Source organism: Rhizobium sp. N731 (assembly GCF_001664145.1).
Classification (GTDB): domain Bacteria; phylum Pseudomonadota; class Alphaproteobacteria; order Rhizobiales; family Rhizobiaceae; genus Rhizobium; species Rhizobium esperanzae.
On record NZ_CP013605.1, the window covers coordinates 459,211 to 481,560 of the forward strand.

The following is a 22,350-nucleotide window of genomic DNA, read 5'->3' on the forward strand; positions in this document are numbered from 1 at the left end:
CTGGGGGCTTTGAAGCTCAGCCGCAGTTTCGGCTTGGTTTTGAATCGGAGCCGGCACTTGCTCCGCCATTGAGTGCCATTGGCTGATCTGAACGCGCCGTTGCGATCGATGCGGATGATGTCCGCGGGATGCGCGGATCCGTCGTGGCCAGCCAGCGGTCTGCCGAAAAATACGCCCTGGTTCTTGCCTGCGAACCTGGAGCTGCCTTGAGGCCTAGAGCAAAACTAAATCTGTTTTCGCTGCCGGCTTCGCGCGTGAAGCTGAGATAAGAGCCGAATCGTTCGGCTTCGACATCGCGAAGGCTTTGGATCGACGCAAGCGCATCTTCAAAATCTCGCCAGCACGCCTGCTTCACAATGATCTCGAAAATGCGCAGCACTTCAGGGGCGAGAAGTCCCTCAGCATCAATCTTCGGTCCGACGATCTTGGCGCGGATCTCAACAATATTACCCGTCTCATCTCCACGAACCCTGAGGAAGGTCGAGCTGAGCGGCCGCGCCTCGTCCCGTTCATAGATGCGCTGAAAATAACACTCATAATCGCGATTGCGCATCGATGCGGCTTTCCATTCGCTCACCTCTATGCCCGCCTCTCGAAGAGCGCCGCAAATATTGGCGCCCGAGACCAACCACATCCGCAGAAACTGACTTGCCAGGTCGAGCTTTGGGAGCTCCATCAGATGCCGCGATATCGATATCGTCGGACGAGGAGAAGAAGCAGCCGGATCAGAGCGGACGGCTAAGCGTGCGGAAGGGGCAGCCTTGTTGGGCGCTCGATCTTCAAAATCTTCGGTCGGAGCTTCGGATCGGCGGATGTCCATGTAAGAAACGGCAATGGTTGCAACAACCATGGCGAGTACCAACAGCGCTGACCGACGTAACGAGCGCCGGTTGCTCAGCAACGGGAACTTCCAGCGCGGGGATGGGCCGTCGCTGGAAGAACCGGCTGAGAACAATTTATTCACTGCGTTGCCTCGCAAGCTTGCGACCAGCGGCGTCGGTCGATCCTTTGAGGCGAGCAACGATGTGAAAGCACTACAGCCGGCTCACCTTCGAAACCGCGATTTTGATGTCGAGTGTATCCAGCGTCAAGCAGGAGCCCTGAAACGGCTGCGCCCCAAAAGAAAAGCTCGCCTATGTCGCCGATCTCTTCGGGAAATTACTTTCCATCAAGCCATTCCTGCAGCTCCGCCTCAGCTCGTTCTAGAGCGCTGTAATTCAGAAGTTTACGCAAGAAAGCAATCGTGACAGCGCGGGCGCGGAGATTGAAGCGGCCGTCCTCGTGGTCGTCGCCAGCCGTCTGATATACGTCGAGCTTGTCGTAGAGCTGCTGCAGGCGGTTCTGCACGCTGCGCAGCGACAGGCTCCGGCGTTTGGCGATCGCCCGGTCAGTCAGACCGAGGGCTATGTCGACGAGGATCTCGTATTCGGAATCGGTGAAGCCGTTGGTTTGGCCGAGGCTCTTCTGCTGCAGACCACGCACCTCGCGGTCGATGACACACTGGCTCTCGATGAAGATCGAGCGCAGCGCAAGCTTCAACCGCTCGTCGGAGGCGGATTTCAGCACATAGCCATAGGCGGCGCCATCCGGCACGATGCGCGAGACACCGCGCACATAAGCCTCATCCGAATAATTCGACCAGAACAGGATGCGGGTCTCCGGCCGTTCCTTCCAGATCGTGCGCGCCGCCTCGATGCCGTTGCGGCTCGCCATCTGCAGATCCATGACGATATGCGCCGACTTGTGGTCGCGGGCGAGCTTCTCACCGACGGTTCCGTTCTCCGCCTCGATCACCGTGTCGCATTCCGGCAGGGCGGCGTTAACAGCCTCGTGCAGGTAGGACCGGTGCAGCGGGTCGTCCTCGACGATCAGAACTTTCATCGTGTCTTTCTCCTCAGTCTGGCTCGCCCGCCGGGCCGTTCGGCGCCAGCGGCAGCACGACGCGCACCGCGGTCCCGCGATTGTTATGGCCGGGGCCGATCGTGAAGCGCGCCGAGATCAGCCGCGCGCGGGTCTTCATATTGTCGATGCCGCCGCCGATCCGTCCTCGCGCCTTGGCAAGGCCAGCCCCATCGTCGGAGATTTCAATCGATAGCTGCTCGTCATCGGCTTCGAGCCCCACCATGATCGCCAGCGGGGCGGCATGGCGCACGGCATTGTTGATCGCTTCCTGCGCGATGCGGAACAAGGCGACGCTGACGGTCGGCTCCAGCCTTTCCAGCGCGCCGTTCGTCTCGTCGACAAGGCCCCATTCGATGCCCGATCCGGTATCGCGGGTCGATCGGTCGAGATGATGCTCTATCGCCTGCGCGAGGCCGAAAAGCTGGAGCACGGAGGGTTTTGCCTGTTCGATGATCTGCCGCAGATCCTGCATGCAATGCTGCAGGGACCGCGAAACGGGTTCGAGCGCCTCGGGCGCCACCTCGCCGTTGCGCGACAGCCGGTCGATCCGCCGTGCAAGCCGCGTCAGGTCGGCAAGCGTCTGGTCGTGAAGGTCCATGCCGATCCGCTGGCGTTCCTGCTCCAGGGCTTCGGTCAGCTTCAGCGCGCCCTGACGCAGCCCCTCCTCGCGGGCGCGGGCTTCGGCCTCCACGATCGCCGAGCGTTGCGCCTGCTCGGCCGCCTGCAGCGCGAAGAAATAGGGCGTCAGCAGATCGGCGATGATGCGGGCGCGCTCGACATCTTCCATCGTATAGACGCCCGCCCTGTGAGAAGAGCAGGAAAGTGCTGCGATGATCGTGCCCTGCACCTTCATGGGAACATGCAGCCGGCTCCTCAGCGATTGCTCGACAATCGGCCGCTTGAAGGCGCCCTCGAAATGAAAGCGCGGATCTTTCATGGCGTCGTCCGAGAGCAGAAATTCGACCTCACCTCTCAGCAGCGAACGGATAGGGCTGTTGACGACAGGGGCGCCGGCAATCTCGCCCCATGCAGTCTCGATGCCCGTCTCATAGGCCGTGTGATAGTTGCCGCCTTCGAGCAGCACGCAGACGTCGAGATGGTCGTGCGGGATAATGTGGGCGACCTCGGCGGCGACGGAACGGATGGCCGAGCGGAAGTCGAGCTGGCCCGCGAGCAGCCGCGAAATGCCGAGATAGTGGTCGAACAGGGCTGCCGGTGCAAGATGCAGCATTGTCAGTTCCTCCCGTCACAACAGACTCCTCAACCTGTCGTGATCATATCCCAGTAAGCGCCCGCAAGTGGGCCGCCGTCTTGCGTAAACCCGCAGCTTGTCGCGCAAAACCCGCAAACGAGTTGCTGCCTTGCCCCTGTACAGGTCGGCCGATCTCCCGCATCCTGCCCTTACTGAGAGGAGGAAGCTCAGTTCAAGAACAATTTTCACTCGAGGCCCGCTTGAGCCGGCAGGAGTGAAGCGATCCGCCGACCGGCGCGATCATGAGGGAGGAAGAGATGACAATCCGTAAGATGCTTCTGGCATCGGCCGCTATTGCTTGCGCCGCCATGCCCGTTTCCGCCTTTGCCGACACGTCGGCCAAGAAGATCGCCCTTTCCAATAACTACGCCGGAAACTCCTGGCGCCAGGCCATGCTGACGAGCTGGGGCAAGGTGACGAGCGAGGCCGTAAAGGCTGGCGTCGTTGCCGCCGCCGACCCTTTCACCACCGCCGAGAACCAGGCGACAGAACAGGCGGCGCAGATCCAGAACATGATCCTGCAGGGCTATGACGCGATCGTGCTGAACGCCGCCTCGCCGACGGCCCTGAATGGCGCGGTCAAGGAAGCCTGCGATGCCGGCATCACCGTCGTCTCCTTCGACGGCATCGTGACCGAACCCTGCGCCTGGCGCATCGCCGTCAATTTCAAGGAAATGGGCCGCAGCGAGGTGGAGTATCTGTCGAAGAAACTCCCGCAGGGCGGCAATCTGCTCGAGATCCGCGGCCTTGCCGGTGTCTTCGTCGATGACGAGATCTCGGCCGGTATCCACGAAGGCGTCAAGCAGTTCCCGCAGTTCAAGGTCGTTGGCTCCGTGCATGGCGACTGGGCGCAGGACGTGGCGCAAAAGGCCGTTGCCGGCATCCTGCCGAGCCTGCCCGACATCGTCGGCGTGGTGACGCAGGGCGGTGACGGTTACGGCGCCGCACAGGCGATTGCCGCGACCGACCGGAAGATGCCGACCATCATCATGGGCAACCGCGAAGATGAGCTGAAGTGGTGGAAGGAGCAAAAGGACGCAAAGGGTTACGAGACGATGTCCGTGTCGATCGCGCCCGGTGTCTCCACGCTCGCCTTCTGGGTCGCCCAGCAGATCCTTGACGGCAAGCAGGTCAAGAAGGACCTCGTCGTGCCCTTCCTGCGCATCGACCAGGACAATCTTGAAACGAACCTCGCCAATACCCAGGCCGGCGGCGTCGCCAACGTGGAATACACGCAGGCTGATGCAATCAAGGTCATCGAGCAGGCAAAGTAAATCTCCCGGCGACTGCCGCGCGACCGTAAATGGCCGCGCGGCATTGTTTGCGAGCAGGCATGGCGGGGCAGCATGGATGAGGTTTTGAAGGCGGTGATCGCCGTCGATGGCGCCAAGGTAAGCTTCGGCGCGGTCAGGGCACTCGACGGCGTCACGCTCCGGGTCATGCCGGGTGAATGCGTCGGGCTGGTCGGACACAATGGAGCCGGTAAGTCCACCATCGTCAGCGTCATCAATGGCGGCCTCACGCCCCATGAAGGAAGTGTGGCGAGCGATGGCGAGCGGCTGGAGCGTTACGGCATCAATGCCGCACGCGCCCGCGGCGTGCGCTGTGTTTTCCAGGAGCTATCGCTCTGCCCCAACCTCTCCATCATCGAGAACACGCGCATCATGCACCGCGATCTCGGCGGCTTCGGCTGGCGCAGGCGCGCCGCAAGAATCATCGAAAGGAGCCTCGATGCGGTCTTCCCAGGCCACAACATTGACAGCGGCCGGGCAGTGGGAGACCTTTCGATCGCCGAGCGACAGATGGTCGAGATCGCGATGGCCTTTTCCGACGCCGGCATTGCGCCGCGGCTGGTGATCCTCGATGAACCGACCTCCTCGCTCGATGCGAGCCTCGCCCGCCAGATGCTCCACCATGTCCGCCGCTTCGTCGCAGCCGGCGGCTCCGTCATCTTCATCTCGCACATCCTGCACGAGATTCTCGAAACTTCCGACCGCATCGTCGTCATGAAGGACGGCCGCGTCGTTGCCGAACGCCCCGCCTATGGCTTTGACCATCACGGCCTGGTTGAGGCCATGGGCACCGTCGCGAAGGAGGAGACGGGGCAGCGCCCGGCGCGCGAGCAATCCACCGCTCCGCTCATTCTGTCCCATCAGACGGCGGGCCGTCCCTTTTCGGCCCGCAAGGGCGAGATCATCGGATTGGCGGGGCTCGCCGGCCATGGCCAGACCGCGCTGCTGCTTGCCCTGCATGCCGCCCAGTCCGGCAACTGGCTGCCCGAGCGCAATCCGCTCGTCACCTTCGTCGCCGGCGACCGCCGCCTCAACGGCATCTTCGAACTCTGGAGCATCCTGCGCAACTTTTCCGTCGCCTCGCTCGGTGACCTGTCGCGGCGTGGCCTCATTCTCGCTGATAAAGAGGAGAGCAGGGGCGCGGAGTGGAAGCGGCGGATCGAGATCCGCACACCCGACATGGCAAACCGAATATTGTCGCTTTCCGGCGGCAACCAGCAGAAGGTGCTCTTCGCGCGCGCCCTTGCCACACGCGCGCCTGTCGTCCTGATGGACGATCCGATGCGCGGCGTCGACGTCGGGACCAAGCAGGAGGTCTACGCCATCATCCGCGACGAAGCATCGCGCGGCCGAACCTTTATCTGGTATTCGACTGAAATGGACGAGGTTCGCCTCTGCGACCGCGTCTACGTGTTTCGCGAAGGCAGAATCACTGCCGAACTCGCCGGTGACGCCGTCAACGAGACGAATATCATCGCCGCCTCCTTCGAAGGGGTCGCCGCATGACGGCCCGGCTCTCGTCCGACGCCATGCGTCTTGCCATTCCCGCTTTGTCGCTGACCCTGCTGCTCGCCGCCGTCTTTTGGCTGCAGCCGCGCGCCATGAGCTATGTGGGCCTCAACCTGCTGTTCAATCTGGCCGTGCCGATTGCGCTTGCGACGATCGCCCAGATGCTTGTCATGGCGGTGAACGATCTCGATCTGTCGATGGGAACCTTCGTCAGCTTCGTCGCGTGCGTGAGCGCAACCTTTCTGCGCGATGACCCGGTGACCGGCGTCCTGATCCTTGCGGGAGCGATCACAGCCTATGCAGGCCTCGGTGTCATCATCTACCTGCGCGACCTGCCGTCCATTGTCGTCACTCTCGGCATGAGCTTCGTCTGGGGCGGCCTTGCCGTGCTATTGCTGCCGGCGCCGGGCGGGCAGGCGCCGGATTGGGTGCGCTCTCTGATGACCGTCAAGCCGCCGCTGGCGCCGATGGCGATCGTCGCCAGCATCATCATCGCCGCCATCGCCCATCTTCTCGTCATGCGCTCCTCGCTCGGCGTGCTGATCCGCGGCATCGGCGGCAACCAGCGTTCTGTCGAGCGGGCCGGCTGGTCGATCGTCGCCGCTCGCGCCACCGCCTACGGTCTGGCGGGCTTCTTCGCCGTGCTAGCCGGCATCGCTCTCGTCGGCCTCACGACGTCCGCCGATGCCAATATCGCGCTGCGTTATACTCTGCTGTCGATCGCCGGCGTGATCCTCGGCGGCGGCGAGTTCATCGGCGGCCGCGTCTCCCCTGTCGGCGCCGTCATCGGTGCGCTGACGCTGACGCTCGCCGGCTCATTCCTGTCCTTCCTGCGCATCTCGCCCGACTGGCAGATCGGAGCCCAGGGCGCGATCCTAATCATCGTGCTCGCGCTTCGCCTGATGCTGAACCGCCTGGAGAAACGGGAGAAACGCCGCCGATGACTCCCTTTCTCAGCCTTTTCGGCAAACCCTGGATCTGGTCATGGCTTGCCGCCTTCGTCGTCTGGTTCCTGACGATCATGGTGACCCTTGGCGCCAGTACGCTCGGCCTGTCGCAGGCGGCACTCACCTTCGCCGCCTTCTCGGTCATCGTCGGCATCGGCCAGATGTTCGTCATCACGCTCGGTCCCGGCAATATCGATCTGTCGGTTCCCGCCACCATGACACTTGCCGGCACGGTGGCGCTGAAGCTGATGAATGTCGAAAACGGCTTGATCCTGCCTGGGCTTCTTGTCGCCATCCTCATCGGCCTCGTCGTCGGCCTCGGCAACTATGCCCTGATCAAGGCGCTGCGCATTCCGCCGATCATCGCCACGCTTTCCGTGAGCTTCATCGTGCAGTCCGCGGCGATTTGGACGAACCGCGGCTTGCGCATCAAGCCGCCGAGCATGCTTGCGGAATTCACCACCTCGAACACGCTCGGCGTGCCGAACGTGGCGATCGTGGCGCTCCTCATCTCGCTTCTCGCCTGGTTCCTGCTCCATAAGACGATCTACGGGCGCTGGATCTCGGCGATCGGCCAGAGCATGCCCGCCTCACGCATGGCCGGCATTCCGGTCGACGGCACGCGCTTCGTCACCTACCTCTTCTGCGCCGTGCTTGCATCCGTCGCGGGCTACCTGCTCGCCTGCTTCTCCGGCGGCGCAGCACTCAACATGGGCTCGGAATATCTGCTGACCTCGATCGCCGTCGTCGTGATCGGCGGCACGGCGGTGGCCGGCGGCGATTCCAACGTGCCGGGCATTTGGGGCGCGTCGCTCTTCATGTTCCTGGTCGTCTCCATGCTCAACACCTATGGGTTCGGCGCGGGTATCCGCCTCATCATGACCGGCCTCATCATCATCAGCGTGATCATGCTCGCCGGCGGTCGCCGGGCCGGCATGCGATAATCAGGAAGACCGCCATGGCCGAGGCCAGCATTTACGAAATCCACGACCCGCGCTTCCGGCAGTTGATCGTCACCAGCGCCGGTCTCGACGAACTCTATTCAGGCTGCCGTTGGGCGGAGGGTCCTGTCTGGTTCAACGATGCCAACCAGCTTCTGTGGAGCGACATTCCAAACCAGCGCATGCTGCGATGGACGCCCGAGGGCGGCGTCTCCATCTACCGGCAGCCATCCAACTTCACCAACGGCCACACGCGCGACCGCCAGGGCCGGCTCGTCTCCTGCGAACATGGCGGGCGCCGCGTCACGCGTACCGAGACCGACGGCTCGATCACCGTGCTCGCCGACCGTTTCGAAGGCGCGCGGCTCAATTCGCCGAACGACGTGGTGGTGAAATCGGACGACTCGATCTGGTTCACCGATCCGACCTACGGCATCATGTCGAATTATGAGGGCTATCAGGCCGAGCCCGAGCAGGCGACGCGCAACGTCTATCGGCTCGATCCGGCGACCGGTAAACTTGCGGCCGTCGTCGCGGATTTCATCCAGCCGAACGGCCTCGCTTTCTCGCCTGACGAGACGATCCTCTACGTCGCGGATTCGGCAGCGAGCCACGACGAAAGCCTGCCACGTCACATCCGCGCCTTCGACGTGGTCGACGGCGGCAGGCTTGCGAACGGCCGCGTCTTCTGCCTTATCGACAACGGCATCCCGGACGGAATCCGGACTGACGTGCAGGGGAACCTTTGGTCCAGTGCCGGTGATGGTGTGCATTGTTTCGATCGGACAGGCAAGCTGATCGGCAAGATCCGCGTCCCTCAGACCGTTGCCAACCTCACCTTTGGCGGCCCCGGACGCAACCGTCTGTTCATAGCCGCAACGCGCTCACTCTACTCCGTCTACGTTGCCACGACCGGCGCACAAAGACCGTAAGCCGGTGAAGGCCAGGTTCACGGCAACGAATTTGGCTAGCTAATCGCTTCTTCTCAGAACTCCTCCCACGATGCCGCGGCAGCTACCGTCGCGGCTTTTGCGCCGAAGGCGCCGGCGAGCTTGCGGCCGAGGGCGCGCGCCGGCGAAGGTGCCGGTCGATTTTCGGATGTGATGGCGCGCGGCGCCGTCTGGGCGGCGTCGAGCTTGAAGCGGGCAATCAGGCGGGCGAGATTCGCCGCCTCCTCAGCCAGCCGGTTTGCCGCCGCCGTGGATTGCTCCACCATCGCCGCGTTCTGCTGCGTCACCTGATCCATCTGGTTGACTGCGGTCGAAACTTCGGAAAGCCCGGTCGACTGCTCCCGCGCGGCCGTGGCGATCGAGCGCACATGCTCGTCGATTTTGACGACATGGCCCTGAATGTCTCCCAGCGCTTCGCCGGTCGCCGTCACCAGCTTGACCCCGGTATGGACCTCCCCGCTGGAGCGGTTGATCAGCACCTTAATGTCCTTGGCCGCGTTGGCCGAACGCTGCGCCAGTTCGCGCACTTCCTGGGCGACGACGGCAAAGCCCTTGCCGGCCTCGCCGGCGCGCGCCGCCTCGACACCGGCATTGAGCGCCAGAAGATTGGTCTGGAAGGCGATCTCGTCGATGACGCTGATGATCTGGCCAATTTCGCCCGAGGCCTGCTCGATCCGCCCCATGGCCGACACCGCCTGGCTGACGACGGCGCTCGACTGCCCGGTGCTTCTCTTCGCCTCGTCGACCATGTGGCTGGCTTCCGATGCGCGGTCGGTCGAATGCTTTACCGCGACGGTAATTTCCTCCAGCGCCGAGGAGGTTTCCTCCAGCGAGGCCGCCTGCTGCTCGGTGCGCTGCGACAGATCGCCGGAGGCGATCCGCATTTCGCCGGCGCCGCCATTGATGATATCGACGGCCGCGCGCACTTCTCCGAGGACCGTGCGCAGGTTGCTCATCGTCGCATTGACGTTTTCCTTGAGCATGCCGAAAGCGCCCTGGAATTCACCCTTCATGTTTTCGCTCAGGTCGCCGTCGGAGAGGGCGGCGATTACGCGGCAGGTCTCCGCGATGCCGCGATCGACCGCGGCGACGAGGTCATTGACGCCGGATGCGAACTCATTGAGATCCTCATAGCCGTATTCCGCCGTGGCGCGATGCGTGAAGTCACCGGCAACAGCTGCACTGATGACGGCATCGACGTTCTTTTGCATTTCGGCGGTCTTCGCGCGCTTGCCCGCGCCGGCGGCGTCGAGTTCGCGAACCTTGATGCCGTTCTCCTTGAAAACGGCAACGGCGCCGGCCATCTGACCGATCTCGTCGCGCCGGTCCGTGAAGGGGATGTCGGCGTCGAGATTGCCCTCTGCCAGATCGCTCATGCTTGCAGTGATCCGGCCGATCGGCTTTGCGATCACCCGCGCGCCGAAAACCGCAGCGCCGATCAGCGTGATAATGGTCAGCAGCCCGACGCCGAGATTGAGGCTTAGGACCACAAGAGCGGCTGCATCCGCCTCTTCTTCAGCCTTCGTCGCCATCGTCTTGGCCGCGTCCACCCCCTCGTCGAGCAGCTTGGCTGCCTCGTCCGAAATCGCCAGCAGTTTTGCCTGTGCCTCCTTTTGCTTCGCATCGAGGGAGGTATCGCCGTCCTTGAGGGCGATCTTTTGCTTGGAGATTTCGGCTATGTCGCCAGTGGCGGCAAAAAGGCCCTCGGCCAACGCCTTGAGCTTCACGATCCGGTCCTTGTTGACCTGCATCCGCAACCCGGCCATAGCCTCGTCGAGGTATTTCACAGCCGAATGGTGGCGTGCGGCGATGTAATCGGTGGCCTTGGCGATGTCATCCGCAGATCTGGCGAGACGCAGATCGCGCACCCCGACCTGCATGCCGCGCCACGAAGCCTTGGCGTCGACCAGATCGCGCGAAACGATCAACTGACCTTCCTGATATTTTGCGCGCTCATAGACATGCTGACCGCCTTGCCAGACGGTGAAGAGCATGGCCGCCACCAGGAAAATACCGATGCCGGAAAGCGCGGCCAATTTGGTGCTGATGCGCGAAAAGATGCTTGCGGGCATGTTTAGTTCCTGCTTGGCGGCAACAGGAGTCTTCATATCCCCGGCTGGCTTCGAAATAGACGATCGACATCATTCGACCGAAACATCTGCGGCCAGCCTTTCGAGATCACCTTACCTTTGAAGGGAAATAGTTTTGCCTTGCCTGAGCCGGCTAACAGATCGATAAAAATCTAACAAAAAGTTCAATTTCGAGGAGCATGCAACTTCGATGCGCGATTGGGATAATAACTGCCGGAAGTGGATAGGGCGGCGGCTGGTCAGCCGTCGGCAATCAAACGGAACGCCGGTGAAGATCGGCTCGGCCCAACGGCCCCACTTCTTCGCATGGGTTGGTGGATAGACCGCCCCGCCGCCCGGAATCGGCGGGCGCGGTCTCTCCAAAGGGCGGCGTCAGGCCTTCTGCAGCCTCCAGGTCCTGATTTCGAAGGGCATGATGTCGGCGGGCCCTTTGCGCTCCATCGGCTCTTCGAGAATGTTGAGCGGCTGCGATGCGCTCCATCCGGAAGGCAGGCCGAGGGAGAGGCGGCCGCGCCGGCCGGCCGGTTCGTAGAGGCGCAGGATGAGGCCCTCGCCCTCCTCCGCCGGTTTCAGGCCCGAGAAGGCGACGGGGGTGCCTGCGACTTCAAGCGGCGCGAAACTGCCGGCGGACAGGTCCTTGGCTTCGGCCGTCACCAGCGGCTGGTTGAGGTCGAGCGCCTCGTCGAGCACGCCCCCGTCATGCCAGGCGCCCTCATGCGGCATCAGCGCATAGGTGAAGCTCTGTTCGCCTTCATCGGCAAGCGGATCGGGATAGATCGGACCTCGCACCAGGCTCATGCCGATCACATTGCCGCGGGCGCTGTGACCGTATTTGGCATTGTTGAGAAGCGCCACGCCGAAGCCCGGCTCGCTGATATCGACGAAGCGATGGGCGGCGGCCTCGAACATCGCCTGCTCCCAGGAAGTATTCGTATGCGTCGCCCGCTCAACCACGCCGAAGGCGCATTCGAAGGTCGCCTTGCGGGCCTTGACGTCGACCGGGTTCAGGGTGCGCAGCAGGGTGCGGCGGTCGTGCCAGTCGATGGTTGTTTCGATGTCGAGCCGCTTCGAATTGGCCGTCAAGACGTAGGTCTGCGTAACGCTCGAATGCCGGTAGCGGTGAACCACGCGGATCGCCGCGCGGTGCGGGCCGCTTTCGACGAGGCTGATGCTTTCGGGCGCTTCGAGCCGGACGCCCTTTTCGGCATAATCGGCGTCGACATCCCAGGCATCCCAGTTGCGCGGCTTATCGGCCGGATAGACCCAGAGCTGGTTGGCGGAGCCATCGACCGCTTCGCGGCCGCTCGCCTTGTGGATGAGGCTGGCAACCGCCCCGTCCTTGCCGATGACGACCGAGAGATGATCGTTTTCGAGGCGATCGGCGCCGGCCTTCAGCCCACCCGCCGGCTTCAATGCCTGCCGGTCGAAGACGGCGACCGACAAGGGAGCGACGATCTCAGCGGCCGAAAGCGTCGTGCCGTCGGCAAGTGTCGCGCTCACGGGCCGCGGCGCAAGTGAGGGATTGACGACGATGAGCGCGTCAGTGACCCCGCCCTTCGGCAAATTGGCCGAAAGCGCTTGCAAAGCCTTGGCCTGCTCGGCCTTGGCATGGTCGATGACGCCGCCGAGCTCCTGCTCCGCATCCTGATAGACTTCGCGGATGCTCGAACCCGGCAGGATGTCGTGGAACTCGTTCTTCAGCACCACGCGCCAGTCCGCCTCGAGGCTCCGGGGCTTGTCGGCGCCGAGCAGATGGGCCAGCGAAGCGAGAGTCTCGGCGGTGATCAGCGCGCGTTCGGCCTGGCGGTGCTTGCGCTTGACGCCGCTTTGGGTCGTCAGCGTCGCGCGGTGCAGTTCGAGATAGATTTCGCCGTCCCAGACGGGGAGTTTCTTCTCCGATGCGCTGCGATGCGCCTGCTCGTAGTAGCCCTTGACGGTGCCCCAGCGCGCCTGCGGAATGGCGGGAAAATCGCGCAGTTGGACTTCGCGTTCCACCATTTCGGGCGTCACCCCCCCGCCGCCGTCGCCATAACCGACGGCGAGAAGCGAGGAGTGATGCTGCGCCTTGCCGCGGAAATTCTTCCAGGTCGGCAGGTAACAATCGGGTTGCACGAAACCATTATAGCCCTGCATCGGATTGTCGAAGGTATGGGTTAGCACCTGACTGCCGTCGAGGCCCTTCCACCAGAAGAAATCGGAGGGGATATGGTTGGTCTCGCTCCAATTGACCTTGATCGTGAAGAAGCTGTCGATGCCGCCCTGTCTCAGGATCTGCGGCAGGGCGCCGGAGAAGCCGAAGCAATCCGGCAGCCAGCACACCGTATGGCGCGTGCCGAAGGTCTTTTCGAAATAACGCTGGCCGTAGAGAACTTGGCGGACGAGGCTTTCGCCTGTGGGCATATTGGTATCAGGCTCGACCCACATGCCGCCGACGGTTTCCCACTTTCCTTCCGCGACTTTCTCCTTGATGCGATCAAGAAGCTCCGGATCTTCTTCTTCCATCTGCGCGTAATAATGGGCGGTCGACTGGTTGAAGCGGAAATCGTCTGAGCGCTCCATCAACGACAGCGCCGTGTTGAAGGTGCGCCGCATCTTCCGCCGCGTTTCGCGATAGGGCCAAAGCCAGGCAAGGTCGATATGGGCATGACCGGTCAGCAGCAGTTCGCCATTCGGGGGGAAGCGCTTCTGCAGCTCCTTCAACCGCGCCGTCAGCGTCTCGAAAGCGGAAGCCGCCGAAGCGCTCTGCTCGTCGGAGAGGCCCGCCGGGTTGGCCTCGAGCTCCGGCAGCTCCCAGATCTTCTGCTGCATGACAGCGCCTGATGTGCGCGAAATGTAAGCCGCCGTATCCGACGGCCAGTCGAGGCTGCGCAAGGCCTGCTCTGCGGCATCGACCAGATGCGGCACGACCTCATGTTCGCCGAGCACCCCGATCGCCTCAGTGACCTGCTTCAGGAGAAGATGCAGCTGATGAGCAGGACGATCGAGTAAGATGAACCGGGCCTTGTTCAGCCGCGGCGCCCGGTTTGGCTCACCGAACGGAAAGCGCGCGACGCTTTCCGTCGCAATCTTGAAGCGGCGACCTATGACAGGGAATTCTTGGTGATAGGGATCGAGACCGAACGTCTCCGTCTCGTCGCCCGGATAGGTCAGCGTAATCAGGCTCTCGCCGCCGAGATCGAGCTGCAGGCGAATATCTTCGAGCGGCCAGCTCTGCGGCGCCTCGGCGCTCGCGGCAAAATGCACCACGCCCTCACGATGCGGCCAGTCCTGGTGATGGGCGATCGGCTCCCCCTCGAAGGTCCAGCCATCGATCGGGCTGCTATGGCGGTCCCGCCAATGCGCGAGCTCGGCGATACGGACCTTCAGACTATCGAGGCGTTGGGCGATGGTGAGCGGCATGGCTTATCCTGTTGGAAAATCGGCGACGAACGATCCGGAATCATGGCTTTGGGAGATAAAGATGATGCGATAGGGATCGCGAATGCCGGCCCCTCCTCCCAGCGGGTTCGGCTGACGCTTAGATTAAGTAACTTTGATTTGACGTCAAGCCCGCAAAAGATCGCCTTTTCCTAGACTACGGATTTTAACTGGATCGCGCGACGCCATGGCATCACCAGCCGCGAGAAGGAGTTCAAGATGGCGTCCGAGGTCATCAAAGCGGTGACGGATCCGGTCCATCAATGAGGTCACGGCCATGCAGTGATTAATGGGGAGGGAGCGACTTCCTCCTCATTGCGGATGTTGCAAAGAGGTTACCATCCGAGGCCCTGACCTTGATGGGTCGTTGAGACCCTTCCGGGCGCGCTGCTGACTTTGGTCTAGATGCTACTGGTTCTGATGACCGTTGCTCGCCACGGACTTGGTGCAGCTGCGTAACGACCGGCCGCGAGCTTCGCAATGCCCCCGGTCCGCCGGTGGCGCCTGCTGATCATCGTATACAACGGGAAGCTCTGCGCGTTCGCCGATTGGCATAAGGCTGCCAACCGTCTCGTGGGACGAGTTTTTCAGCAGCTTATTGAAGTGCGACTTGGGAAGCTGCTGACATCAATTCTTCGGGACTCGGCGCCCGGCATAGATTTTGGCCCCCCTCTTCGGCTTCTGTGAAACTCCAGCGCACAGTGCCTTCCCGATCGAGCAGGAACTCGCCGATAAGCGGCATGTGACCGGCGATGATAATCTGCTGGTCGGCCGCCGTCATTTCGTACGGGTCCTTTTTCTCAAGAAAGTCGCCCGCCGCAGCCGGGTTCATCGGCACGGGCAACTCCCGCGGCAAATCGATCCGCATTGTCATGACCGCGTCCATTCCGAGCTTGTGCGGCCATTCGGTTTCATTCTCCGTGAGCTCGAGGATGGGTAAACCGAAGGCGCGATGCGAAGCCCCCTCCGGGTCGGATGCGCTAATAAGGTTGGGTAGTGGATGGTAACGGAAGTAGAGCCGCGCCCGTTCGACGGGCGTCTTGACGACGGCGAGACACTCGATGCCTTTCTCCTTCAGGGCAGGGTTGAGCTGCGCCATCGCCGAGACATGACGCCGACAGAATGGACAGTGTAGGCCTCGAAATAGACCGATCAGTAACGGGCTACGGCCTCGAAAATCATCGAGCGCGATCTTGCCTTCGCGCGAGATCGCATCGAGCACAACATTCGGTGCCCGGTCGCCCGGCTGCAGCGGGCGGTCGACACTATCCGTGGACATGAACAACCTCCTCCCGATCAATCAAAAAGGGCAGCACACCCAGCGCTTCGGGGGTCGAGCCCCTGCTGGGCGCAAACTCCCTTCGCCAGGGCAAAGTAGCGTTCGGCCTCTGCCATATTGCAGACGTCGAACTTGAGCTTTGCAGGCCCATCATAGCATGGAAAAGACATCCGCGGGCGAACATTCAGACTGGTCAGCAATCCGCGGCGTGCTATGTCCTCAGGGAGATTTTGGATCGAGCTCCCTGCCTTTATCCAAAGCACGTTCTGACGCCCAAGATAAGTTTATCGAAAGCGATCTCACGTCCAACACTGAGCGTGATTTTCTCAACGGCCCGTGCCATGTCGTTTCTCCCTAACGAGCCGGCTGGAGCTCTCTACAGCCTCCGAGCCCGTCGGAAATTCCCTTCCCTCCCTTCTAAGCAGGCGACCATCAGCCGCAAGGATAACGCAATCTTGATCGATGACGACAGTTTCCCGATCGCAGCATCGATCTATCTGCTTTGGCAACCACTGAAGAGACTGGCTGTGAGTGAGCGATGGGAGGGTTGAGGGATGCGCCGGATTCGGAAATTGCCCGCAGCGATGGCAATGCTCATCGCCGTTGCCACGTCGGCGTCGTCCTGCACGACGAGCTCTACCGACCCGGCGCAGACCGGCTCGATTGGATACTCCAGCGCTGACTTCGCACTCAGGCCGGCTTGTCGCGACGGATTCGGCAACGATCGTCCTTGCAGCTATTAGCATATAGATGACGCAGCGAGGATGATCGGCACCCCTCGCAGTTTTCGAAAGCCGGAGCTCTTCGTTACAACGGATGTTGGAAAATCGTTACGAACACCGATAAGCGTGATACACACCGTCGAAGTGCTCTGGGAAAGACAGTCATGCGGTATCTTCGGTCAGGGCCGCGTCGGCTTCACACGCAGGAGGTGGGCGCCGCGCGCTCCAAAACGGTGGGTCTGAGGTCGGGGGAGATCGCCGATCGGAATATTCGTGTCATCCTGGAAGCCATCCGCCGGCATGGGCCACTGACGCGCACCGAGCTTGGGCGCCATAGCGGGCTGACCGGGCCTGGCATCACCAATATCCTGCGTCGGCTCGCCGAAGAGAAGCTCGTGACGTCGAACCGGCGCAACGGGCTCGGCGGTGGGGCAACAGCCACGGAATTCTCGCTGCGCCCGGAGGGCGCGTTTTCGATCGGCGTCAAGCTTCGCCGGACGCGCGGCGAGATCGTGCTGATCGATCTCAGCGGCCAGGTGCATGATCGGGTCTATTTCGACGTGGAACCGGAAGACGGGGTCGGCGCGGTGCATGCGGCAGTCAGGGACATGGTCGATCGGCATGCGACATTGCCGATCGTCGGGCTCGGGATCGCCGCCAACGATTGGAGCGATGCGCGCAGCGAGCAGCTCTCCGGGATGTCGAAGATGTCACGGCACTGCGTCGAAAACGAATGCACGGCGAGCCTCCTTGCCGAGCGCACGATCGGCAGTGCCATGCCGGAGGGCGGGCTTGCGATGATCATCATCGACGATGACGTTCAGGCGGGCTTCCTCATCCGGGGCATTCCCTACTCAGGCGTGCATGGGCGAGCGGGCAGCATCGGCGAAATGCTGACGGGGCCTGATAATGTCCAGCTCAACACCGTCGTTGGCTTCAGTTCCCTGCGCTCACGCATCGGAGACGAGGACTTCACTCGCCTGCTGAAGGGCGAGGAATTTTCCTCGCCGTCGCTGTCGCAATGGATCCGCGAGGCCGCGGGGCATCTGCTCGACCCGATCATCGCCATGGCCGGCTTCATCGCCCCGAGCGTCGTCATGATCGGCGGCGACCTGCCGCAGGGCGTAATCGAGGCGCTGATTCATCAGCTCTCCGTCGAGCGGCGCGACACCTCGACCAGGCCGCTGCTGACGCCCTGGATTTCGCCGATGCGGCCGGCAAGCTTCAGCGGCGGCGGCGTTGCGCTGGGTGCGGCCCTCCTGCCCTTCCTCAACACCCTGCTGCTGCCGCCGGCCTCGGCTTGAAGCCAAAAGCGCTGCGCGCTTGACCGGCTTACGCAAGCGTCTCGTCGGCGTGGCTGAGATCGGAGGCGAGCGCCTTGTCGAGCACCTTCTGGAGGTTGGCGGCGCGCCGGAACGAGGGTTCCTGGGTCTTGCCCGCCCGCACGGCCTGGACGAAACGCTGATAGTTCGTCTCGACGGGATCGAAAGGCACGTCGCGCCAGGTCGCCGTGTGCACGTCTTCGCCGAGGCAGGCGCGCAGCGTCGATTTGCCGGTATCGTAGATCATCTCGACCGAGCCGGTTTCGCCATAGACCCGGAGACGGAGCTGATCCATCTGGCCGGCGGCCGTGCGTGTCGCCTGGATTGTGCCGATCGCGCCATTGGTGAAATCGACATTCATCGTGAAGCTGTCATTGGCGTCGAGATCATATTCGCCGATCTTATGATCCGGCGCCTTGTCAAAGGTTTTCAGCCGCGCGAAGACATGGGCGATGTCGAGGCCCGAGCCGTAGGAGGCGAAATCGACGATGTGGATGCCGATATCGCCGAGCGCGCCGTTCGAGCCGTGCTTCTTGCTCAGCCGCCAGAGCCATTTGCTTTCGCTCTTCCAGTCGCCCCAATGGCGGCCGACCAGCCAGCTTTGCAGATGCGACGCCTCGACGTGGCGCACCGCGCCGATTTCGCCGGCAAGCACCATCTGCCGGCCCTTCTGCAGCGCCGGCGAATTGCGATAGGTGAGATTGACCATGCCGACCTTGCCGGCCCGCTCGATCGCCTCGGTCATTTCCATGGCTTTCACGGCATCGGTGGCTAGCGGCTTTTCGCAGAAGACATGTTTGCCCGCGGCGACCGCCTGCAGCGTCGTCGGATGGTGGATGCGGTCAGGCGTGACGTTCGCCACCGCATCGAACTTGCCCCAGGCGAGCGCCTCCTCGAGCGTGGCGAAGTGATTGGCGACGCCATGTTCGGTGCAGAAGGCCGCGAGCCGCTCGGGCACGACATCGACGCCGCCGACGAGGCTCACGCCTTCGATCGCCTTGAAGTGGGCGGCGTGCTGATTGGCCATGCCGCCGGTTCCGACAATGAGTAAACGCATCTTCTCCTCCATGGACTTCAGTTTCCGGCTGCCGCTGCGGCCGGGCCAAGACGAACCGACACCATCGCGGCCATCCGCGATCGATCGGGACTCTTCTTCAGGAAAATTGCGGGTTGGATGCACCGGGCGTCCGTAAGGCGCGCTCGACAACTTAATTTGGCGCACATCCCTTCCGAAAACCGAGGCGTGCGCTAGCTGCTGTTGAATGTCGCCAGCATCTCATCCTCCCAAGCTCTGGCTTGACATCAAATCAAAGTAACTTAATCTAATTAATGCAGCACGGAAATGAGGAGAGGTCAACCGACCGCCAGGCTGTATTCGTTCAAAATGGGGAGGAGACCCATCATGAAGAGCGCAACCGTCAGCGCATTGGCGCTGAGCACTGTCTTATTTTCAGCATCCACGATTTTTGCCCAGGAACTTGCCACCAAAGACCGGATCGGCACTGCCGATGCGCCGAAGACCCTCGTCGTCCGCCTGACGAACGACAGCCCGAACAATTCCGACCCCGCCATCGCCGAGGGCTACCAGAAGCTCTTCGTCGATTTCATCAAGAAGCACCCGGACTGGAAATTGCAGATGCAATTCATGTCCTCCGACATCGGCACCGAACAGGCCAAGATGCTGGAACAGGCCAAGGCCGGCAATGCGCCGGACTGCGCCGCCGTCGACTCCTTCGTGCTGTCGCAGTTCATGGTCAACCACGTGCTGGCCGATTTCACGCCCTACTTCTCCAAGGAAGAAGTGGACGACCTCTTCCCCTTCATCCGCAGCGGCATCACCGACAAGGATCAGACGATCCGCGCCTGGTGGTGGGATACGGACCTTCGCGTGCTCTATCGCAACAAGTCTGTCGTCGCTGATGCGCCTGCAACCTGGGACGACCTGAAGAAGGCAGCCCTTGCCTCCACCAAGGAAGGCATGGAAGGCGTGCTCTTCAACGGCGGGCGCTGGGAAGGCACGACCTTCGACTGGCTCGCCAATTATTGGGCGCTCGGCGGCAAGCTCGTCGACGACTCTGGCAAGCCCATCTTCGGCGAAGGCGAGAACAAGGAGAAATTCCTGAAGGCGCTGAACTACTTCAAGGATCTCGTCGATTCCGGCGCGGCCCCCAAGCGCGTCACCACCATCGCCAATTATGACGACATGAACGCGGCGGCCGCTGCTGCGACGACGGCGCTCTTCATCGGCGGCAACTGGCAATATGCTCAGCTGAAATCGACGCTCGACGAGGACGATTTCAAAAACTGGACCTTCTCGCCGATCCCCGGCCCCTCGGCCAATGAACGCTCGACCGGCACCGGCGGCTGGACGATCGCTTCCTTCAGCAAGGACAAGGAGAAGATCGAGATGTGCGCCAACCTGGCGCGCGAGGTCTATATGGGACCGGCAAACGCGCTGCAGCAGCAGCTGCCGACCCGCAAGTCACTGTTCGACAAGTATGAGGTCTTCTCGACGGAAGCCAACAAGACCTTCGCCAATGCCCTCGTCGACGGCCAGGCGCGTCCGGGCGTGCCGATCTATCCGGAAATATCAAACCAGATCCAGATCATGATGGGCGACGTGCTCTCGGGAACGAAGAAACCGGAAGAAGCCCTGGATGCCGCATTCAGCGCGGCGATGGAGGCTTACAAGCGCCTGTGATGCCACGGCTGAGCTCAGGGATCGCGGCCAGCCCCTCATCCGGCTGCCGCCACCTTCTCCCCGCACGCGGGGCGAAGGGGCAGACCGCAATCTCTCCGTCCCTCACCAGCGCCTCGCGGGGCACGTCCCCTCTCCCCGTTTTTACGGGGAGAGGGTTCGGGTGAGGGGCAGCATCTGAGCATGACGGCGCCTGTCAGCAGGCGCCGTCGACAGTGCCAAACCCGGACAGAGAAGCCAATGAGCCCTATTGCCATCGAGGCTGACAGCCCGCCTCAAAGCAGAACGTTCATGCGCCGGTTCGCCGGTGCACCCCTGCCCTGGATCATGCCCGTGATCGTCGTCATCGGCATATTCTACCTCTATCCCGTCATCGACGTTTTCCGGCTTTCCTTCACCAATGCGACGCTGATCGGCGAAAACCAGCAATATACGTTTGGCTCGATCGCCAATGCGCTGAGCTCGCCGCAGCTGCCCGACATTCTCTGGGCGACACTGATCTTCGTCGGCGGCAGCGTCATCGGCCAGCAGATCCTCGGCCTTGCGGTCGCCGTCACCGTCATTCGCGGCGAAAAGCGCGGGTTGTTCGGCACCACGATTCTGAGGACGACGGCGCTGGTGGCCTGGGTCGTGCCGGGCATTGCCGGCGGCATCATCTGGCAGATGCTGTTTTCCGAAGCGCCTTACGGCGCGCTGAACAGTATTCTGCGGCTTATGCACATGCCGACCGTCGCCTGGCTCTCGGACCCGGCGATGGCGCCGTGGTCGACGCTGATCTCGAACATCTGGCGGGGCACGGCCTTTTCGATGGTCGTCATGTATGCGGCGCTGAAATCGATCGATCCCTCGCTCTACGAAGCCGCCGAGGTCGACGGCGCCAACGCATCGCAGCAGTTCTTCTTCGTGACGTTGCCGCAGCTGCGCGCCGCCATCCTCGTCAACATGATCCTGATCACTATCCAGACGGTGAACACCTTCGATGCGATCATCACATTGACGGGCGGCGGACCCGGGCGCGCGACCGAGGTGATCTCGCTCTACGTTTTCAATATCGTCTTCCGAAATTACGATCTCTCCGGCGGCAGCGTGCTCTCCGTGCTGATGCTGATCATCAGCCTCGGGCTCGCCTTCGTCTACGCCTCGTTCCTGCCGAAGGAGGAAGAGCAATGAGCGGACGCACCGGAACCCGGCTCGGCGACGCCATGAGCTATTTCTTCATGCTGGTGATGTTCGTCTTCTTCGCCGGCCCCCTCACCTATCTCCTGTCGATGGCGCTACGTGACAAGCGCGAGGTCTATCGCGGCGCGGCGCGCTACATTCCCGACAACCCCACCATCCAGAATTTCATCACCGTTCTGAACAACAGCTATTTTCCGATCTATCTCTGGAACGGCCTGAAGCTTGCAGCTCTAAGCGGGCTCGGCGTGCTGATCGTTGCCTTGCCCGCCGCTTACGCGTTCTCCCGCTTCCAGTTCCGCGGCAAGGGCCTGTCGATGATGGGGCTGCTGCTTTTCCAGATGATTTCGCCGCTGGTCATCATGGTGCCGCTCTATCGCTACATGAACCGCCTCGGACTGCTGGATACGCATTTCGCCGTCGTCATGGTCTATATCGCGCTTGGCGTTCCCTTGGCGACCTGGCTGTTGAAAAGCACGGTCGACGGCATTCCGCGCAGCCTCGACGAGGCGGCGATGATCGACGGCTGCAACCGCTTCTCGGTCTTCTGGCGCATCATCCTGCCCCTGTCGGCGCCGGGCATCGCCTCGGTCTTCATCATTACCGTGATTGCCGGCTGGTCGCAATTCCTGGTGCCTTTCTTGCTGCTCACCAAAAATGACCTGATGCCGATCGGCGTCGGAATCTTTAACTTCCGCGGCATGCAGACCGACTCATCCATCCAGTTGCTTGCCGCCGCCTGCCTGATTGCGGTGGTTCCGGCGATCGTGGCCTTCCTGTCGCTCCAGAGGCTGATCCTCGGTGCGATGACCAGCGGCGCGGTGAAGGGATGAAGAGGTCTGCTTCACTCTTC

17 protein-coding genes and 1 pseudogene are annotated in these 22,350 nt (G+C 62.2%); 10 read left to right on the forward strand and 8 right to left on the reverse strand.

Annotated features, from left to right (window positions below):
* Positions 1 to 16: 16 nt before the first annotated feature.
* From AMK02_RS27365 to AMK02_RS27375, 3 genes are all read right to left on the reverse strand, one after another.
* Entirely contained in the window at positions 17 to 850 is an 834-nt protein-coding gene (locus AMK02_RS27365) for a DUF6030 family protein (protein WP_237358385.1), read from the reverse strand.
* 308 nt (positions 851 to 1,158) lie between these two features.
* Positions 1,159 to 1,881 (reverse strand): response regulator transcription factor, encoded by a 723-nt coding sequence (locus AMK02_RS27370; RefSeq protein ID WP_064807889.1) that lies wholly within the window; start codon positions 1,879 to 1,881, stop codon positions 1,159 to 1,161.
* 13 nt (positions 1,882 to 1,894) lie between these two features.
* Positions 1,895 to 3,133, reverse strand: a complete 1,239-nt coding sequence (locus AMK02_RS27375; protein WP_064807891.1) for a GAF domain-containing sensor histidine kinase — start codon at positions 3,131 to 3,133, stop codon at positions 1,895 to 1,897.
* Between the two features lie 278 nt (positions 3,134 to 3,411).
* Between AMK02_RS27375 and AMK02_RS27380 the strand changes: the two genes are divergently transcribed.
* The 5 genes from AMK02_RS27380 (at position 3,412) to AMK02_RS27400 (ending at position 8,775) form a co-directional block, all read left to right on the forward strand.
* Positions 3,412 to 4,428, forward strand: a complete 1,017-nt coding sequence (locus AMK02_RS27380) for an ABC transporter substrate-binding protein (RefSeq protein ID WP_064807893.1) — start codon at positions 3,412 to 3,414, stop codon at positions 4,426 to 4,428.
* A gap of 72 nt (positions 4,429 to 4,500) precedes the next feature.
* A complete protein-coding gene (locus AMK02_RS27385) occupies positions 4,501 to 5,952 on the forward strand; it encodes an ATP-binding cassette domain-containing protein (RefSeq protein WP_064807894.1) in 1,452 nt (483 codons plus the stop codon).
* Complete coding sequence (locus AMK02_RS27390) at positions 5,949 to 6,899, forward strand: ABC transporter permease (RefSeq protein WP_064807896.1); 951 nt, start codon at positions 5,949 to 5,951, stop codon at positions 6,897 to 6,899. Before AMK02_RS27385 ends, AMK02_RS27390 begins: the two co-directional genes overlap by 4 nt.
* Complete coding sequence (locus AMK02_RS27395; RefSeq protein ID WP_064807898.1) at positions 6,896 to 7,846, forward strand: ABC transporter permease; 951 nt, start codon at positions 6,896 to 6,898, stop codon at positions 7,844 to 7,846. The genes AMK02_RS27390 and AMK02_RS27395 overlap by 4 nt, the downstream gene beginning before the upstream one ends.
* A gap of 14 nt (positions 7,847 to 7,860) precedes the next feature.
* Positions 7,861 to 8,775 carry an SMP-30/gluconolactonase/LRE family protein gene (locus AMK02_RS27400; protein ID WP_064807900.1) on the forward strand — a complete coding sequence of 305 codons (915 nt, stop codon included), beginning with the start codon at positions 7,861 to 7,863 and terminating at the stop codon, positions 8,773 to 8,775.
* A 53-nt stretch (positions 8,776 to 8,828) separates the two neighbouring features.
* Here the strand turns inward: AMK02_RS27400 and AMK02_RS27405 are convergent, their stop codons facing one another.
* From AMK02_RS27405 to AMK02_RS32745, 4 genes and pseudogenes are all read right to left on the reverse strand, one after another.
* Complete coding sequence (locus AMK02_RS27405; RefSeq protein ID WP_064807903.1) at positions 8,829 to 10,865, reverse strand: methyl-accepting chemotaxis protein; 2,037 nt, start codon at positions 10,863 to 10,865, stop codon at positions 8,829 to 8,831.
* 390 nt (positions 10,866 to 11,255) lie between these two features.
* Positions 11,256 to 14,282, reverse strand: coding sequence for an alpha-mannosidase (locus AMK02_RS27410; protein WP_064807905.1), 3,027 nt, complete (start codon positions 14,280 to 14,282; stop codon positions 11,256 to 11,258).
* Between the two features lie 613 nt (positions 14,283 to 14,895).
* A complete protein-coding gene (locus AMK02_RS27415) occupies positions 14,896 to 15,579 on the reverse strand; it encodes a peroxiredoxin-like family protein (protein ID WP_064807907.1) in 684 nt (227 codons plus the stop codon).
* Positions 15,566 to 15,922 (reverse strand): annotated as a pseudogene (locus AMK02_RS32745) (hypothetical protein). Before AMK02_RS32745 ends, AMK02_RS27415 begins: the two are co-directional and overlap by 14 nt.
* A 211-nt stretch (positions 15,923 to 16,133) precedes the next feature.
* Here AMK02_RS32745 and AMK02_RS32425 point away from each other — a divergent pair.
* Together AMK02_RS32425 and AMK02_RS27425 are read left to right on the forward strand one after the other, a co-directional pair.
* A complete protein-coding gene (locus AMK02_RS32425; RefSeq protein WP_082929727.1) occupies positions 16,134 to 16,322 on the forward strand; it encodes a hypothetical protein in 189 nt (62 codons plus the stop codon).
* A 143-nt stretch (positions 16,323 to 16,465) separates the two neighbouring features.
* The gene (locus AMK02_RS27425; protein WP_064807911.1) at positions 16,466 to 17,605 is read left to right on the forward strand and encodes an ROK family transcriptional regulator; all 1,140 of its coding nucleotides are present in this window, start codon (positions 16,466 to 16,468) and stop codon (positions 17,603 to 17,605) included.
* A gap of 28 nt (positions 17,606 to 17,633) precedes the next feature.
* Here the strand turns inward: AMK02_RS27425 and AMK02_RS27430 are convergent, their stop codons facing one another.
* Complete coding sequence (locus AMK02_RS27430) at positions 17,634 to 18,680, reverse strand: Gfo/Idh/MocA family protein (RefSeq protein ID WP_064808009.1); 1,047 nt, start codon at positions 18,678 to 18,680, stop codon at positions 17,634 to 17,636.
* Positions 18,681 to 19,025: 345 nt separating this feature from the next.
* Here AMK02_RS27430 and AMK02_RS27435 point away from each other — a divergent pair, with 345 nt between their 5' ends.
* The 3 genes from AMK02_RS27435 (at position 19,026) to AMK02_RS27445 (ending at position 22,330) form a co-directional block, all read left to right on the forward strand.
* Entirely contained in the window at positions 19,026 to 20,324 is a 1,299-nt protein-coding gene (locus AMK02_RS27435; RefSeq protein WP_064807913.1) for an extracellular solute-binding protein, read from the forward strand.
* A 237-nt stretch (positions 20,325 to 20,561) separates the two neighbouring features.
* Positions 20,562 to 21,491: a carbohydrate ABC transporter permease gene (locus AMK02_RS27440; protein WP_064807915.1), complete on the forward strand. Its 930-nt coding sequence runs from the start codon at positions 20,562 to 20,564 to the stop codon at positions 21,489 to 21,491.
* Complete coding sequence (locus AMK02_RS27445) at positions 21,488 to 22,330, forward strand: carbohydrate ABC transporter permease (protein ID WP_064807917.1); 843 nt, start codon at positions 21,488 to 21,490, stop codon at positions 22,328 to 22,330. Before AMK02_RS27440 ends, AMK02_RS27445 begins: the two co-directional genes overlap by 4 nt.
* Positions 22,331 to 22,350 lie beyond the last annotated feature (20 nt).

Coding starts and splice junctions, on each gene's coding strand:
- AMK02_RS27385 (WP_064807894.1), top strand. CDS start 4,501: ATGGATGAGGTTTTGAAGGCGGTGATCGCCGTCGATGGCGCCAAGGTA.
- AMK02_RS27405 (WP_064807903.1), bottom strand. CDS start 10,865: ATGCCCGCAAGCATCTTTTCGCGCATCAGCACCAAATTGGCCGCGCTT.
- AMK02_RS27375 (WP_064807891.1), bottom strand. CDS start 3,133: ATGCTGCATCTTGCACCGGCAGCCCTGTTCGACCACTATCTCGGCATT.
- AMK02_RS27425 (WP_064807911.1), top strand. CDS start 16,466: ATGCGGTATCTTCGGTCAGGGCCGCGTCGGCTTCACACGCAGGAGGTG.
- AMK02_RS27445 (WP_064807917.1), top strand. CDS start 21,488: ATGAGCGGACGCACCGGAACCCGGCTCGGCGACGCCATGAGCTATTTC.
- AMK02_RS27400 (WP_064807900.1), top strand. CDS start 7,861: ATGGCCGAGGCCAGCATTTACGAAATCCACGACCCGCGCTTCCGGCAG.
- AMK02_RS27435 (WP_064807913.1), top strand. CDS start 19,026: ATGAAGAGCGCAACCGTCAGCGCATTGGCGCTGAGCACTGTCTTATTT.
- AMK02_RS27430 (WP_064808009.1), bottom strand. CDS start 18,680: ATGCGTTTACTCATTGTCGGAACCGGCGGCATGGCCAATCAGCACGCC.
- AMK02_RS27395 (WP_064807898.1), top strand. CDS start 6,896: ATGACTCCCTTTCTCAGCCTTTTCGGCAAACCCTGGATCTGGTCATGG.
- AMK02_RS27390 (WP_064807896.1), top strand. CDS start 5,949: ATGACGGCCCGGCTCTCGTCCGACGCCATGCGTCTTGCCATTCCCGCT.
- AMK02_RS27370 (WP_064807889.1), bottom strand. CDS start 1,881: ATGAAAGTTCTGATCGTCGAGGACGACCCGCTGCACCGGTCCTACCTG.
- AMK02_RS27410 (WP_064807905.1), bottom strand. CDS start 14,282: ATGCCGCTCACCATCGCCCAACGCCTCGATAGTCTGAAGGTCCGTATC.
- AMK02_RS27440 (WP_064807915.1), top strand. CDS start 20,562: ATGAGCCCTATTGCCATCGAGGCTGACAGCCCGCCTCAAAGCAGAACG.
- AMK02_RS27415 (WP_064807907.1), bottom strand. CDS start 15,579: ATGTCCACGGATAGTGTCGACCGCCCGCTGCAGCCGGGCGACCGGGCA.
- AMK02_RS27365 (WP_237358385.1), bottom strand. CDS start 850: ATGGTTGTTGCAACCATTGCCGTTTCTTACATGGACATCCGCCGATCC.
- AMK02_RS32425 (WP_082929727.1), top strand. CDS start 16,134: ATGCGCCGGATTCGGAAATTGCCCGCAGCGATGGCAATGCTCATCGCC.
- AMK02_RS27380 (WP_064807893.1), top strand. CDS start 3,412: ATGACAATCCGTAAGATGCTTCTGGCATCGGCCGCTATTGCTTGCGCC.